The sequence below is a fragment of the Pseudomonas mandelii genome, assembly GCF_900106065.1.
GTDB classification, from domain to species: domain Bacteria; phylum Pseudomonadota; class Gammaproteobacteria; order Pseudomonadales; family Pseudomonadaceae; genus Aquipseudomonas; species Aquipseudomonas mandelii.
In genome coordinates, this window is record NZ_LT629796.1 from 6,947,199 (window position 1) to 6,960,266 (window position 13,068).

A 13,068-nucleotide genomic window follows, 5' to 3' on the forward strand; every position below is an offset into this window, starting at 1 on the left:
GACAGTTATTCAGCCATACTCCAGAATGTCGCGCTTTTTACGAAATAACCCGTTACATAACGGCTTATCAACACCTTATGAGTCCGCCAGCGTGAAAATCCGTCTTTCCATCCTGAGCCTATTTTTTGTATTTACAGGGACGTTCATCACGCCAATCGCCAGCGCCGCGGAGACCACCGCAGCCCCCCGAGACACGAAACAACTCAAGCTCGCTTCCGGCAGCTCTTTGCTGCTGGATATGCAGACCAACAAAGTCATCTATGCCAGCAACCCCGATGTGGTTGTCCCTATCGCCTCGGTCAGCAAATTGATGACCGGTCTGGTTGTGGTCGAAGCCAGGCAGAACATGGACGAGTACATCAATATCAACATCAGCGACACGCCAGAAATGAAAGGCGTGTTTTCCCGGGTCAAACTCAAAAGTGAATTGCCGCGCAGGGAAATGCTGCTGATCGCCCTGATGTCCTCGGAAAACCGTGCAGCGGCGAGCCTGGCTCATCACTATCCGGGTGGCTACGTCGCATTCATTGCCGCGATGAACGCCAAGGCAAAGGCGCTGGGCATGACCAGCACCCACTTCGTCGAGCCGACGGGCCTCTCCCCGCGTAACGTCTCTACCGCCCGCGACCTGAGCAAATTGCTGATCGCCGCACACAAATACCCGTTATTGACCGAGTTGAGCACCACCAAGGAAAAAACCGTCACCTTCCGCAAACCCAACTACAGCCTGGGTTTCCGTAACACCGACCATTTGGTCCGCAAGCCAAACTGGGACATCAAGCTGACCAAAACCGGGTTCACCAACGAAGCCGGTCACTGCCTGGTGTTGGTGACCAGCATGGGCAATCGCCAAGTGGCGCTGGTGATTCTCGACGCCTTCGGCAAGTACACGCATTTTGCCGATGCCGCCCGCATCCGCAGCTGGGTGGAAACCGGCAAAGGCGCAGACGTGCCGTCGGTAGCCTTGCAGTACAAGTCGGACAAGAACCTCAAGCACCGCCAGAGCGGTGTGGTTGAAGCCTCGAAATAAGTCAGCGACAGAAAAAACAAAGCCCCGATCATTCGGGGCTTTTTTTCGCCTGGCGTTAATCGTTGGGCAGCGGCATCTGATCGTCATCCGGAATGCCATCCCCGGCGCTTGGATCTTTCATGCCATGGGGATGCTCCGTCGGGACCACCATCGGACGGGCCAACGGATCCCTTAACGGATCGTTCGGATCCATCACCGGATCAACACCCTCTTCAGGGGTCGTTGGAACACTGTCCGGACGTTTGTCGTTGAAACTCGAATCAGTAGACATACGCACCTCACCAAGGGTTAGGGTTTCAGATCAGCGAGTGGGTCGTAAGGCTTCGCCGGAGCCTTGGGATTGTCGCCCGGCTTTACATCCCTCGGCGCCTTGGCGGGGCCGATGGGATCGACCTGAGGATCGGCGAGGTCCGGCGAATCGGGGTCGAATCCCAATTCGTCGCCCGAAGAATGTTCGGATGAATGCGGGCCGTCGGGGGTATTGGAATGTGCCATGGGGCGCCTCCTGGGATCTGGCCCGGAGAAACCGGGTCTTGTCCTTTAGAGGCCAGGCATGCCCGACGGTGCCGGGCACATGACGAACGGAAGCTTATTGTGCGGTCAACGCCTTCTTCGCGCGGGCAGCAGCCTGTTCCTGACCGGCCTGGCCAAGATCGCTCGCCGCCTTCAGCCAGCGCTGCTGATCAACGTTGGCAGGGATCTGATTGGGTTTCTGAATCAATACGGCCCAGCCGCCGGCATCCTTGAAAGAGGACTCAAACGAACTGAAGCTCATCAAATTCCGGCGATTCATCCCGGCACGCAACAACACCGTCTGCTTCTGGCGATTGTATCCGGCGAGAATGGCATAACGCGGCTCAGCCCAGAGCGCCGAGCCTTCAGTGAAGCGCACCATCACCGGATAACCGGCCGCGACCTGGGTCAACAGCGCCGGCAAATGGCTGTCGAGGGGATACACCACCATCCCGTACTCACGCGCCAGGTGTTGCATGTTCTGTTGCAGTTGTGCTTCGGCGCCGGGCAAGTGCAGGGGTTTTTGCAGCAACCCGGGCGTAATCACGATGCCCTGCTGTGCCAGCATGCTGGCCAATACCTGTGGTCCGCTCTGATAGTCCTGGCCACGGTAGAACGTGCCGCTGAGTTCTACCCGCTCGGGCAACCGCTTGATCTCCGGCGCCACACTCCCTGCGCATCCGGCCAAACCTGCAACGCAGCCGACAATCAGCGCCGCCGCTCGAATTCGAGAAAATACCCGCACGATCATCACTCTCTTGTTCAGACGCCAGTCAATACGCTCCCGGCTTGGCCGTCGATCATAGGACGCCACGCGGCGGCGGTATAGCCTTAACCTACAGTTGAGTGCATTCGATAGAGCGAACTGGTTGATGACAGCCGACCTTTGGTCAATAGCCTGAAACACAGCAGCGACTAGACTGTCATTTGCAAAGAGTGTGTGCCCGATGCAGGGCAAAGAGGAGGCACTGATGAGCCTGACAATGACAATCGTGATGTTGATTTCCGGCTGGCTGGCCGTGGCCGCCGCCATGCTGTGGGGCGTTTTGCGGATTACCCGTCGGCACCATCACCACCCCGTTCAATCGGCGCCTTTGGCGAAGACCGATAAACCACCGGTCCACCACGCGACCGCGCACTGATCCTTCGGATTCGCCAACAAAAACGGCCGCCTGGGCTCTTTCGAGCGCAGGCGGCCGTTTCGTTTTTCCGCGGGTTAAGCTTCAGCCGCTATTTTCTTCTGCTTGGCCCGACGCGACATCATGTTCAAGCCCTCGATGGTCGCCGAGAAAGCCATGGCCGCATAGACGTAGCCTTTAGGCACGTGAGCCCCGAAACCTTCAGCGATCAGTGTCATACCGATCATGATCAGGAAGCCCAGCGCCAGCATCACCACGGTCGGGTTGTCGTTGATGAATTTGGCCAGAGGATCAGCCGCCAGCAACATCACCAGCACCGACACCACTACGGCGATGATCATGATCGGCAAATGCTCGGTCATGCCCACAGCGGTAATGATGCTGTCGATGGAAAACACCATGTCCAGCATCAGGATCTGACCGATCGCGGCAGCAAAGCCCAGGGTCACGGTCGAGGTCGCCGACATCGGATCATCCGGGGCCGGGTCCATGCTGTGATGGATCTCGGTAGTCGCCTTCCACAACAGGAACAGGCCACCGGCGATCAGGATCATGTCCTTCCAGGAGAACGCATGGCCGAGAATATCGATCACAGGCTCGGTCAACTGGACGATGAACGCGATAGTGCTCAGCAGGCCCAGTCGCAGAATCAGCGCCATGCCGATACCGATGCGGCGTGCTTTCTGCCGATGCTGCTCGGGCAGCTTGTTGGTCAGGATCGAGATGAAGATCAGGTTATCGATGCCGAGCACGATTTCCATGACGATCAACGTGGCCAGGGCGACCCAGGCGGTGGGGCTTGCTGCAAGTTCTAAAAGGTATTCCATGGGTCAGTCCTGACTCGTTGTAGACGGTTTAGATTTCCTGGGACGAAGATTCGGTTTTGCGCTGGTCTTCGGCCGATGGTTCTTTCTTGCTGATCAGGCCGCCGGTGGCATCACTGATCGCTTGTTCGGCGGCTTTGTGGGTGTCGTCGATCGCCTGTTTGGCGGATTCGGCAGCCTTGCCCATCAATTGCTGCGCGCTTTTCTCGGCCTGGTCGCAACCGGCCAATACCAGTAAAGACGCAATCAACAGTGCCGTGGTTTTAAGCTTCATGATGCTTTCCTCGATAGAACAAAACGGGCCGAAACGATGGCCCGTTGATAGCGAGGCATTCTAGGGAGGCAAACACTTCAGGAAAATTCGTATTTTTAGCGGTTATACTTCGTTTTTTACGAACTGTAGGCCGTCATGCTCAACTATCGCCAATTGCATTACTTCTGGGTGGTGGCCAAGACCGGCAGCATCGTGCGCGCCTGCGAGCAGCTGAACCTGACGCCCCAGACCATCAGCGGGCAGATTTCCCTGCTCGAACAAACCTATGGCATCGAGCTGTTCCGGCGGGTCGGTCGCCAGCTTGAGCTGACGGAGGCCGGGCGTCAGACCCTGCCCTACGCCGAGCAAATGTTTCAGCTGGGCGGCGAACTGGAGTTGATGCTGCGGGCGCAACCCAATGAACAGCAGATCCTGTTTCGGGTGGGCGTCGCCGATGTGGTGCCCAAATCCATCGTCTATCGCCTGATCGCACCGACCATGGAGCTGAGTGAACCGCTGCGCATCACCTGCCGCGAAGACAAACTGGAACGGCTGCTCGCCGACCTGGCGATCCAGCGGCTGGACCTGGTGATTTCCGACAGCCCGATGCCCTCGCACCTGGACATCAAGGGTTACAGCCAGAAACTCGGTGAATGCGGGATCAGCTTCTTCGCCACCGCCGAACTGGCGGCACAGTACGGTCAGGATTTCCCACGCAGCCTGCACGGTGCACCACTGCTGATTCCCGGGCCGGAAACCGTGGTGCGCAGTCGCTTGCAGCGCTGGTTTGCCGAGCAGCAAATCCAGCCGCGCATTGTCGGCGAGTTCGACGACAGCGCGCTGATGCAGGCTTTCGGTCAATCGGGCAGCGGGATTTTCATCGGCCCGAGCGTGATTGCCGACGAAGTGAAACGCCAATACGGCGTGGAGTTGATTGGCCAGACCGACGCCGTGACGGAGTCGTTCTACGCCATTTCAGTGGAACGCAAGGTCAAGCACCCCGGCATCGTGGCGATTACCGAAGGTGCCCGACGCGAGCTGTTTACCGAGCTGTGAAGGTCAGGCGCAGATTTCGCGAGGTTTCATGGTCATCAGCGCCATGGCCAGGAGAATCGAAACCAGGATAAACGCGGCAGCCGCAAAACCCAGCCCGCCCAGGCCGACGCTGTCGATCACACGCCCGCCGACCATCGCACCCAGGCCGATCCCGAGGTTGGCCCCGGCGATGTTCAGCGACGCGGCGAAGGCCGGCGCCTCGGGCGCGGCCTTCATCAATCGCACATGACTGACCAGGAACAACGCCGCCTGAGTCACGCCCCAGATGCCCATCGCTGCCGCCAGACCGAGCGGCGAATGAATGTTCGGTACCAACGCCACCATGCCGGCGATCATGAACGTGCAGAACATCATCGAAGCCATCAACGGATGACGATCCACCGCGCGACCACCCAACGAGTTGCCGATCAGACCGACCGCGCCGAAGCCCATCAGGCACCAGCCGACCACCGTACCGTTGAAACCGGCGAGGCGCTCAAGGATGTCTGCCAGGTAGGTGTAAGCGGTAAACATGCCGCTGAACACCAGGATCGACAGGAGCACATGGCCCAGCATCAACGGGCTGCGCAAGATCTTGAACTGCGAACGGAAGCTCACCTGATGCTGATGCAGGTTGGTTTTCGGCAGGTAGATAAACAGCAGCAACGCCTTGGCAAAGGCGATCACCGCCAGAATGCCGAAGGCACTGCGCCAGCCGAACGCATCGGAAATCAACGTGCCCACCGGAATGCCGAACACCGTGGCACAGACAATGCCGAAACCGATTTTGGCAATTGCCCGCCCGGCGTAATCCGGCCCGACGATGTCCACGGCGGTTTCACTGGCCAGCGCCCAGAACACCGGCAACCCCAACGCGGGGATCAAGCGGGCGATGGCCATCACCCAGATGTTCGGCGCAAACGCCGCGAGGGTGTTGGCCAGGCCGAACATGATCAGCACCGAGATGAACAGCTTGCGCCGCTCGAACCTTGCGAAGTACGCGGTCAGGAACGGCCCGAACGCGGCGACGGTAAAGGCGAACAGGGTCACCAGCAAACCTGCTTGGGGGATGCTGACTTCAAGGTCTCGGGCAATCGCCGGCAACAGGCCGACGATGACGAATTCCGTGGTCAGCACGGTAAAACCGGCGGCCGACAACAGAAGGATGGGCAACAGCATGCAGAACTCCAGAAAACGACGACACCAGCGATAACCCGAAGGCCCACTGGCATGACTTGAAAATGAGGATGCGCAATCTTAACAGAGTGTTTCCGATCAGGGTTGCACGAACCTGCCGATCTCGTTGATCACGCGGGCGGCAGATCGTCACAGGTCTGAAGGATCAAGACCACGCTGTGATAAAGTCCGCGCCCTGCGATACGTACACCTTGTTCATCGGCCATTCACTGGCATTGATGTCGCGACACCCCCGCACCTAATAATCAGAGATGCCGTTTTATGACTGCTTCATCCCCTTCGCTATTGCAACGCTTGAAACGCTTGAGCCTGGTCTCGCAAATCGTCATCGGCCTGATCGCCGGGATTGCCCTGGCGCTGATCGCGCCTGAGGTGGCGAAATCCACGGCATTCATCGGCAAGGTCTTCGTTTCGGCACTCAAAGCCGTCGCGCCGATTCTGGTGTTCGTGCTGGTGATGGCGTCGATCGCCAACCATAAGCACGGCCAGGAAACCCACATCCGGCCGATTCTGTTTTTGTACTTGCTGGGGACGTTTGCCGCCTCGGTTGTCGCGGTGGTTGCCAGCATGATGTTCCCGTCCAGTCTGGTGCTGTCCAGTCATGACGTCGCCGTGACTGCGCCGGGCGGCATCAGCGAAGTGCTGCAAAGTCTGCTGCTCAGCGTGGTCGACAACCCGGTCAGTGCGCTGATGAACGCCAACTTCATCGGCATTCTGGCCTGGGCGATCGGCATGGGCGTTGCGATTCGCCATGCCGGTGACACCACTCGCGAAGTGCTCGGCGACCTGTCCAATGGCGTGACCCTGATCGTGCGCCTGGTGATTCGTTTCGCACCGCTGGGGATCTTCGGCCTGGTCGCGTCGACCTTGGCCACGTCTGGCTTCGGGGCGTTGATCGGCTACGTGCATCTGCTGGCCGTGCTGCTGGGCTGCATGTTGTTTGTCGCGCTGGTGATGAATCCACTGATCGTGTTCTGGAAACTGCGCCGCAACCCGTATCCTCTGGTGCTGATGTGCTTGCGAGAAAGCGGCATCACCGCGTTCTTTACCCGCAGCTCGGCGGCGAACATTCCGGTCAACCTGGAATTGAGCAAGCGCCTGGGCCTGCATGAAGACACTTACTCGGTATCGATCCCGCTGGGTGCGACCATCAACATGGCCGGCGCGGCGATCACCATTACCGTGCTGACGCTCGCGGCCGTGCATACCCTGGGCATCGCCGTGGATATCCCGACAGCCATTCTGCTCAGTGTGGTGGCGGCGATCTGTGCGTGTGGTGCTTCGGGCGTGGCCGGTGGTTCGTTGTTGCTGATCCCGCTGGCGTGCAGCCTGTTTGGCATTCCGAGTGAAATCGCCATGCAGGTGGTAGCGGTAGGTTTCATTATTGGTGTGTTGCAGGATTCTGCGGAGACGGCGCTGAACTCCTCCACTGATGTGCTGTTCACCGCCGCGGCTTGCCTGGGTGAAGAAGCAAAAGCCGAACGCCTGGCCTGACCCACATCTCTGTGGGAGCGAGCCTGCTCGCGAATGCCGACCAACACTTAACGATGATGTTGGTTGATGTACCGCCTTCGCGAGCAGGCTAGCTCCCACAGGATCTGCGGCATCGTTGAATAATACTTACCCATGAAAAAGCCCCCGCAACGTCAGGCTGCGGGGGCTTTTTTGTGCGCGGGCGGTTTAGAACGCGCCCATGTAATCACGCTTGCCCACTTCCACACCGTTGTGACGCAGCAGTGCGTAAGCGGTGGTGACGTGGAAGAAGAACTGCGGCAGGCCGTAGGTCAGCAGGTAAGCCTGGCCACTGAAGCGCTTCTCTTTTGGCGTGCCTGGACGCGTCACGATCTCGATGCCTTCCTTGCCGTCGATCTGCTCTGGCTTGATCTCGCCGATGTAGGCCAGAACCTTGGTGATCAGGGCTTGCAGTTCAGCGAAGGTGGTTTCGGTGTCGTCGTACTTCGGCACTTCGATCTCGGCCAGGCGCGAGGACACGCCTTTGGCGAAATCAACGGCGATCTGCACCTGACGCACCAGCGGGAACATGTCCGGGTACAGGCGGGCTTGCAGGAATGCGTTCGGGTCGATGTTCTTGGCGGTGGCGTGGGCTTCGGCCTTGTTCAGAACGTCGCTCAGGGCGTTGAGCATTTGTTTGAAAACAGGAACGGAAGCGGCATACAGGGAAATAGTCATGACAGTCTCGTGTGGTGACAGGAGGAAAACGTGGGCCGATTATAGCCATGCCCGCCCCTCCTGCGGCTTGTCTTTTATCCAGCAAGGATTAGGCTAGGCGGCTTCGACTGCATGCTTCGATTGCATAGGGAAAAGCGCGATGAGCACTGAGCAAGAAACGACCTTCGACGAGCCGCGCCTCAACAGCACGGAAATCCGCATTCTGGGCTCGTTGATCGAGAAGCAGGCCACCAGCCCGGAAACCTATCCGCTGACCCTCAATGCGCTGGTGATTGCCTGCAACCAGAAAACCAGTCGCGAACCGGTGGTGAACCTCACTCAGGGTCAGGTCGGCCAGAGCCTGCGCGCCCTTGAAGGCCGCGGGTTTACCAAACTGGTGATGGGCAGCCGTGCCGATCGCTGGGAACATAAGGTCGACAAGGCGCTTGAACTGGTGCCGGCCCAGGTGATTCTGACGGGGCTTTTGTTTTTGCGCGGTCCGCAGACGGTCAATGAACTGCTGACCCGCAGCGCACGCATGCATGAGTTTGAAGATGCCGAGCAGGTTGTGCATCAACTGGAACGTCTGATTGCTCGCGGATTGGCACTGCTGATTCCGCGTCAGGCCGGCCAGCGGGAAGACCGCTATATGCATGCGCTGGGGGATCCGGCGGATATCGAAGTCATCCTCGCCGCCCGGCAAAACCCGGCCGAACGCAGTGCCGGTAGCGGTGTGTCGGTTGAACGAATCGAAGAGCTCGAAGCGCGGATTGCCGCACTCGAAGAACGCCTGGCGCGCCTCGAATAACCAACGTTGTGATTTGTAGGAGCTTGCCCGCGAAAGCGATTTAACATTATCGTCGAACTGAAAATCGCCTTCGCGGGCAAGCCTCGCGCCTACTAAAGGGAGTGCTACTCGCCGTCCCAGTAATCCACGCCATCGCCCGGCCGGGCGATGGCGACGAAGCCTGAGGGATTACCTTCGGCGTCGACCTTGAAGTGGTCCATCACCACGTATTTGCCGGAATCCGGGTACTCGCAAATCTCCGGCGATTGCTGGGTGCTGACCGCCAGGTAGCGCAGTTCGCCCTTGCTGGTGTTGATGATCTGGTGCGCCGCTTCAGGACCGCCCGGCGGGCAGGCGATCACGTCGCCGGCGCGGATCGGAAACCGTTCGGCACCGAGGCGCACCTCCCCTTCCCCGGCCACGACGTAAAACATCTCCTCGTTGACCCGATGACTGTGAAACGGGCTGCCACGCATGCCTGGTTCCAGCACGTATAACCGATAACCGAGCTTTTGCGACCCCAACTGCTGGCCGACACGGGCCATTCTTTGCTGGTAGCGGCCGGCGGTATCACCGGTGGGCGCCAGGGCTTCGGGCAACGGTTCGAGTTCGACCTGATTCAGGTTGAGAATGGGGGGATGCATGGGAACCTCGGGCACGGTTTGTTGGTTGGGGCGGCAATTCATTGCTGGCGGGGAGTATAGGCGGCAGATGCACTTGAGAGACCGAGTTGCGCCCATCGCGAGCAGGCTCGCTCCCACAGGGTTTTCTGTCGGACACAAAAAATGTGTACGACGCCAATCCACTGTGGGAGCGAGCCTGCTCGCGATGAGGCCGGTACAGCCAACCAATAATCTGAAGGATCAACCGCGAGCAAACTCCACCGCTTTCTTGAACTGCTCATCCGTCGGCCGCACGCCGGTGTACAGGACAAACTGCTCCAGCGCCTGGATCGCGATCACTTCCAACCCGGTAATGACGCGTTTGCCCTCGGCGCGACCGCGCACGATCAGCGGTGTTTCCGAGGGAATCGCCACCACATCGAAGACAGTTTCGGCAGCCGCGATGGTTTCAGCGTCGAACGCCAGTTGATCGGCCTCGGGACCGCCGCTCATGCCGATCGGCGTGACGTTGATCAACATCTGCGGACGCTGAGAGCCCAGTTCCGCCTGCCACTGATAGCCCAGTGATTCAGCCAACGCCCGCCCGGCCTGTTCGTTACGGGCCACGATCACGCCGTTTTGATAGCCGCCATCACGCAAGGCACTGGCCACGGCTTTGGCCATGCCGCCGCTGCCGCGCAGGGCAAAGGTCGATTCCTTCGGCACCTGATGGGTTTCAAGCAGCTGGGCGATGGCGATGTAATCGGTGTTGTAGGCTTTGAGATGGCCATGGGTGTTGACGATGGTATTGATCGATTGAATGGCCGCTGCGGACGCGTCCAGCTCATCGACCAGCGCAATGCAGGCCTCCTTGAACGGCATCGACACGCCGCAGCCACGAATACCCAGCGCACGAATGCCGCCAACAGCACCCGGCAGATCCTGACTGCTGAACGCCTTATAGTAAAAATTCAGGCCCAACTGTTCATACAGATGATTGTGAAACCGCAGGCCGAAATTGCCGGGACGCCCGGAAAGCGACATGCACAGCTGGGTGTCTCGGTTGGGGTTCATCTGCATGAAATATCTCCTTCATAAGCACTTTCAGATGGACGGGATGAGCCATTCCATCGAATTCTGATCGATCATAACGGCGTGCCCGCGCAGGGTGGCAGCGGCCGTAAAGAAGCCGGTACAGACCTTACACAAAATTTACCCAACGGCTGTGCTGATTTTCAAAAAAACGCTGTCTTAGAGGTATCCCCGCGACGATCCTTGGGTCTATTGCAGACGCAAGCGCCGGGTCGAAGAACCGAGGAATTATCATGATCCGTAAAATCCCCACAGTTGCCTTGCTGCTCGGTGCTCTTGCTATCACAGGGCAGGCAGAGGCTGGCGGCGGTCACGGTTGGCAGGGTCCAGCGGTATTTGGCGCGATCGTTGGTTCGGCGATCGTCGGCTCGGCCATCATTAACAGCAACCGACCGGTGTATGTACAGCAACCGGTCTACGCCCAGCCTCAGCCGGTTTACATACAACAGCCACCACCGGTTTATTACCAGCCTGCGCCAGTCTACGTGCAGCAACCGGTCTACTACGCACCACCGCCGGTTTACTACGGCCCGCCCCGTGGTTATTACGGTCCACCGCGCGGTTACTACGGCCATCCCCACGGTTATGGCCGCTGGTAACAGACTCATCAGGCCCCGCCTAATCAGCGGGGCTTTTTTGTGACCGTTCGTCGGCGAAGGTCTGGAAAAATCGCGCCAATGTCGCTGTGGAGACAGTGTGGACGGTTCAAGTTGGCAAGATTGACTCGACCGCCCTTCCCCCGACTTGGGAAAAACGGTCATATTTATGTCATGTCAGCTCCGCAAGCTTGGATCTGTACGTAAACAACAGGTTGATAAAAACAAGGACGACCTCATGCCCACGCAAAACCCGCACCGCATTGTCGGCTTGTGCACTTCCAGCAAGGTGTACAACGCTTTGACCGAACTCAAGCACCTGGAAGGCCATCGCAGTGCCAAGTTTCTTTCGCTGCTGGCCGAAAACCTGGTGCGCAAAGGCCTGCTCAACGAGCAGGAAGTGGTCCATATGCTTGACCTGGTGGTCGACTGAGCTGAAAACTCATTGGCGTCAATGACGACTATCGAAAGCGTTGATTGTCCGTTCGCGAGGCAGGTCCGTAAGGTAGCTCCATCGATTGATGGAGGTATTTATGTCCCAGGTTCAGATCATGTCCGTAATTGGCAGCGCCGTTCCCGCACCGCTCAGAGAGCTAGGATTGCTCGCCTGTTGGTATCTGGTGCAGGACGGCGAACCGATCAGCGGACCGCTCACTTCGCTGCCGGCCGCCAAGGCACTGTCGCAACAAATCGGCCAGGGGCAGCTCAGCGCTTAAGGCAGCTGCACCCTTGGTTTGGTTTCGATGAAGATCGCCCAGCTCGACATGAACAGCGCTGCAATCAGCGGCCCGATGACAAAGCCGTTCAGGCCGAAAATGGCCAGACCGCCGAGGGTCGAGATGAGGATCAGATAGTCCGGCATCTTCGTATCCTTGCCCACCAGGATCGGGCGCAGCACGTTATCCACCAGGCCGATCACAAAAACCCCGAACAACCCCAGCACCACCCCTTGCCAGATCGCCCCGGTGAACAGGAAGAACGCCGCCACCGGTGCCCAGACAATCCCGGCCCCAACGGCTGGCAACAGCGATAGAAACGCCATCAATACCGCCCAGAGCAACGCGCTCGGGATGTCCAGAAACCAGAAAATCAAACCGCCCAATGCGCCCTGCGTAATCGCCACCAGCAGGTTGCCCTTTACGGTCGCCCGCACCACACGGTTGAACTTCAGCTGCAAACGGCGTTTCTGGTGCTCCTGCAACGGGACGGCGGAGCGAACTTTACGCGCCAGTTCCGCACCGTCTCGCAGGAAGAAGAACAGCAGGTAGAGCATGATGAAAAAACCCACCACAAAATCGAACGTGCCCTGACCGAAACTGAAGACTTGCGTGGCGACAAACTCATTGCCCGTCACCGCACTCTTGATGATTTTCTCCCGCAGCCCGTCCAGCTCGCCGAGCCCGGCCCGATCCAGCAAATGCTGGAAGTACGGCGGCAGGCTGTGTTTGAAATGCGTCACATACCCCGCGATGTCCAGCTCGCCGCTTTCGATGCTCTTGTACAACGCAGCCCCTTCCTGAACCAGCAAGATGCTGAGGATAATCACCGGCAGGATCGCGATCACCAGACAGATGCTCAGGGTGAGCAACGACGTCAGGTTGCGCGGCCAGCTGAACTTCAGTTGTATCCGGCGTTGCAGCGGCGCGAACAGAATCCCGAGGATCACCGCCCAGAACACCGCGCCGTAGAACGGCAGCAAAATCCAGATAAAAGCGGCGGTGACCACCCCGAGCAAGATCACCAGCGATTTGTTGTGTACCGTCTGTTCGTTCATGTCCGATCCATGTCAGTGCGCTCTCGTATTGAAGAGCCGTGCTGATGCTTAGTCCGC

The 13,068-nt window shown here is 58.7% G+C and carries 17 protein-coding genes and 1 pseudogene; 8 read left to right on the top strand and 10 right to left on the bottom strand.

Annotation, left to right across the window (positions count from 1 at the left end):
* The first annotated feature begins 91 nt into the window (after positions 1-91).
* A complete protein-coding gene (pbpG, locus tag BLU63_RS32225; protein ID WP_010458699.1) occupies positions 92-1,030 on the top strand; it encodes a D-alanyl-D-alanine endopeptidase in 939 nt (312 codons plus the stop codon).
* 55 nt (positions 1,031-1,085) lie between these two features.
* Here the strand turns inward: pbpG and BLU63_RS32230 are convergent, their stop codons facing one another.
* The 3 genes and pseudogenes from BLU63_RS32230 to BLU63_RS32240 form a co-directional block, all read right to left on the bottom strand.
* Positions 1,086-1,301, bottom strand: coding sequence for a hypothetical protein (locus BLU63_RS32230; protein WP_010458697.1), 216 nt, complete (start codon positions 1,299-1,301; stop codon positions 1,086-1,088).
* Positions 1,302-1,318: 17 nt separating this feature from the next.
* On the bottom strand, positions 1,319-1,525 hold the full coding sequence (locus tag BLU63_RS32235) for a DUF6021 family protein (RefSeq protein ID WP_010458694.1): 207 nt from the start codon (positions 1,523-1,525) through the stop codon (positions 1,319-1,321).
* Positions 1,526-1,619: 94 nt separating this feature from the next.
* Positions 1,620-2,347 (bottom strand): annotated as a pseudogene (locus tag BLU63_RS32240) (peptidase C39 family protein).
* Positions 2,348-2,514: 167 nt separating this feature from the next.
* Between BLU63_RS32240 and BLU63_RS32245 the strand changes: the two are divergent.
* Entirely contained in the window at positions 2,515-2,685 is a 171-nt protein-coding gene (locus tag BLU63_RS32245; RefSeq protein WP_178082292.1) for a hypothetical protein, read from the top strand.
* Positions 2,686-2,759: 74 nt separating this feature from the next.
* Here the strand turns inward: BLU63_RS32245 and BLU63_RS32250 are convergent, their stop codons facing one another.
* Together BLU63_RS32250 and BLU63_RS32255 are read right to left on the bottom strand one after the other, a co-directional pair.
* Positions 2,760-3,509 carry a TerC family protein gene (locus BLU63_RS32250; RefSeq protein ID WP_010458689.1) on the bottom strand — a complete coding sequence of 250 codons (750 nt, stop codon included), beginning with the start codon at positions 3,507-3,509 and terminating at the stop codon, positions 2,760-2,762.
* Between the two features lie 28 nt (positions 3,510-3,537).
* Positions 3,538-3,780 carry a hypothetical protein gene (locus BLU63_RS32255; protein WP_010458687.1) on the bottom strand — a complete coding sequence of 81 codons (243 nt, stop codon included), beginning with the start codon at positions 3,778-3,780 and terminating at the stop codon, positions 3,538-3,540.
* Positions 3,781-3,915: 135 nt separating this feature from the next.
* Between BLU63_RS32255 and nhaR the strand changes: the two genes are divergently transcribed.
* Positions 3,916-4,815 (top strand): transcriptional activator NhaR, encoded by a 900-nt coding sequence (nhaR, locus tag BLU63_RS32260; RefSeq protein ID WP_010458685.1) that lies wholly within the window; start codon positions 3,916-3,918, stop codon positions 4,813-4,815.
* A gap of 3 nt (positions 4,816-4,818) precedes the next feature.
* On the opposite strand, the gene BLU63_RS32265 is transcribed toward nhaR, so the two are convergent.
* Positions 4,819-5,973, bottom strand: a complete 1,155-nt coding sequence (locus BLU63_RS32265) for an MFS transporter (RefSeq protein WP_010458683.1) — start codon at positions 5,971-5,973, stop codon at positions 4,819-4,821.
* A gap of 279 nt (positions 5,974-6,252) precedes the next feature.
* On the opposite strand from BLU63_RS32265, the gene sstT reads away from it, so the two are divergent.
* Positions 6,253-7,485 carry a serine/threonine transporter SstT gene (sstT, locus tag BLU63_RS32270; protein WP_083377198.1) on the top strand — a complete coding sequence of 411 codons (1,233 nt, stop codon included), beginning with the start codon at positions 6,253-6,255 and terminating at the stop codon, positions 7,483-7,485.
* A 186-nt stretch (positions 7,486-7,671) separates the two neighbouring features.
* Here the strand turns inward: sstT and BLU63_RS32275 are convergent, their stop codons facing one another.
* Complete coding sequence (locus tag BLU63_RS32275) at positions 7,672-8,181, bottom strand: DUF1993 domain-containing protein (protein ID WP_010458678.1); 510 nt, start codon at positions 8,179-8,181, stop codon at positions 7,672-7,674.
* Between the two features lie 139 nt (positions 8,182-8,320).
* Here BLU63_RS32275 and BLU63_RS32280 point away from each other — a divergent pair, with 139 nt between their 5' ends.
* Entirely contained in the window at positions 8,321-8,968 is a 648-nt protein-coding gene (locus tag BLU63_RS32280) for a YceH family protein (protein WP_083377199.1), read from the top strand.
* 104 nt (positions 8,969-9,072) lie between these two features.
* Here the strand turns inward: BLU63_RS32280 and BLU63_RS32285 are convergent, their stop codons facing one another.
* Together BLU63_RS32285 and BLU63_RS32290 are read right to left on the bottom strand one after the other, a co-directional pair.
* Positions 9,073-9,591 (bottom strand): cupin domain-containing protein, encoded by a 519-nt coding sequence (locus tag BLU63_RS32285; RefSeq protein WP_010458675.1) that lies wholly within the window; start codon positions 9,589-9,591, stop codon positions 9,073-9,075.
* A gap of 219 nt (positions 9,592-9,810) precedes the next feature.
* Positions 9,811-10,629 carry a shikimate 5-dehydrogenase gene (locus BLU63_RS32290; RefSeq protein WP_010458672.1) on the bottom strand — a complete coding sequence of 273 codons (819 nt, stop codon included), beginning with the start codon at positions 10,627-10,629 and terminating at the stop codon, positions 9,811-9,813.
* 245 nt (positions 10,630-10,874) lie between these two features.
* On the opposite strand from BLU63_RS32290, the gene BLU63_RS32295 reads away from it, so the two are divergent.
* From BLU63_RS32295 to BLU63_RS32305, 3 genes are all read left to right on the top strand, one after another.
* Positions 10,875-11,240, top strand: a complete 366-nt coding sequence (locus tag BLU63_RS32295) for a hypothetical protein (protein WP_010458670.1) — start codon at positions 10,875-10,877, stop codon at positions 11,238-11,240.
* A 235-nt stretch (positions 11,241-11,475) separates the two neighbouring features.
* The gene (locus BLU63_RS32300; RefSeq protein WP_003179723.1) at positions 11,476-11,670 is read left to right on the top strand and encodes a hypothetical protein; all 195 of its coding nucleotides are present in this window, start codon (positions 11,476-11,478) and stop codon (positions 11,668-11,670) included.
* Positions 11,671-11,770: 100 nt separating this feature from the next.
* A complete protein-coding gene (locus BLU63_RS32305) occupies positions 11,771-11,953 on the top strand; it encodes a hypothetical protein (RefSeq protein WP_010458664.1) in 183 nt (60 codons plus the stop codon).
* On the opposite strand, the gene BLU63_RS32310 is transcribed toward BLU63_RS32305, so the two are convergent.
* The gene (locus BLU63_RS32310; protein ID WP_077749986.1) at positions 11,950-13,011 is read right to left on the bottom strand and encodes an AI-2E family transporter; all 1,062 of its coding nucleotides are present in this window, start codon (positions 13,009-13,011) and stop codon (positions 11,950-11,952) included. The two genes, BLU63_RS32305 and BLU63_RS32310, sit on opposite strands and share 4 nt — an antisense overlap.
* Positions 13,012-13,068: the final 57 nt, after the last annotated feature.

Bases quoted from the DNA above. Each gene is read 5' to 3' on its own strand.
- BLU63_RS32230 (WP_010458697.1), bottom strand. From the start codon at position 1,301: ATGTCTACTGATTCGAGTTTCAACGACAAACGTCCGGACAGTGTTCCA.
- BLU63_RS32235 (WP_010458694.1), bottom strand. From the start codon at position 1,525: ATGGCACATTCCAATACCCCCGACGGCCCGCATTCATCCGAACATTCT.
- BLU63_RS32245 (WP_178082292.1), top strand. From the start codon at position 2,515: ATGAGCCTGACAATGACAATCGTGATGTTGATTTCCGGCTGGCTGGCC.
- BLU63_RS32250 (WP_010458689.1), bottom strand. From the start codon at position 3,509: ATGGAATACCTTTTAGAACTTGCAGCAAGCCCCACCGCCTGGGTCGCC.
- BLU63_RS32255 (WP_010458687.1), bottom strand. From the start codon at position 3,780: ATGAAGCTTAAAACCACGGCACTGTTGATTGCGTCTTTACTGGTATTG.
- nhaR (WP_010458685.1), top strand. From the start codon at position 3,916: ATGCTCAACTATCGCCAATTGCATTACTTCTGGGTGGTGGCCAAGACC.
- BLU63_RS32265 (WP_010458683.1), bottom strand. From the start codon at position 5,973: ATGCTGTTGCCCATCCTTCTGTTGTCGGCCGCCGGTTTTACCGTGCTG.
- sstT (WP_083377198.1), top strand. From the start codon at position 6,253: ATGACTGCTTCATCCCCTTCGCTATTGCAACGCTTGAAACGCTTGAGC.
- BLU63_RS32275 (WP_010458678.1), bottom strand. From the start codon at position 8,181: ATGACTATTTCCCTGTATGCCGCTTCCGTTCCTGTTTTCAAACAAATG.
- BLU63_RS32280 (WP_083377199.1), top strand. From the start codon at position 8,321: ATGAGCACTGAGCAAGAAACGACCTTCGACGAGCCGCGCCTCAACAGC.
- BLU63_RS32285 (WP_010458675.1), bottom strand. From the start codon at position 9,591: ATGCATCCCCCCATTCTCAACCTGAATCAGGTCGAACTCGAACCGTTG.
- BLU63_RS32290 (WP_010458672.1), bottom strand. From the start codon at position 10,629: ATGCAGATGAACCCCAACCGAGACACCCAGCTGTGCATGTCGCTTTCC.
- BLU63_RS32295 (WP_010458670.1), top strand. From the start codon at position 10,875: ATGATCCGTAAAATCCCCACAGTTGCCTTGCTGCTCGGTGCTCTTGCT.
- BLU63_RS32300 (WP_003179723.1), top strand. From the start codon at position 11,476: ATGCCCACGCAAAACCCGCACCGCATTGTCGGCTTGTGCACTTCCAGC.
- BLU63_RS32305 (WP_010458664.1), top strand. From the start codon at position 11,771: ATGTCCCAGGTTCAGATCATGTCCGTAATTGGCAGCGCCGTTCCCGCA.
- BLU63_RS32310 (WP_077749986.1), bottom strand. From the start codon at position 13,011: ATGAACGAACAGACGGTACACAACAAATCGCTGGTGATCTTGCTCGGG.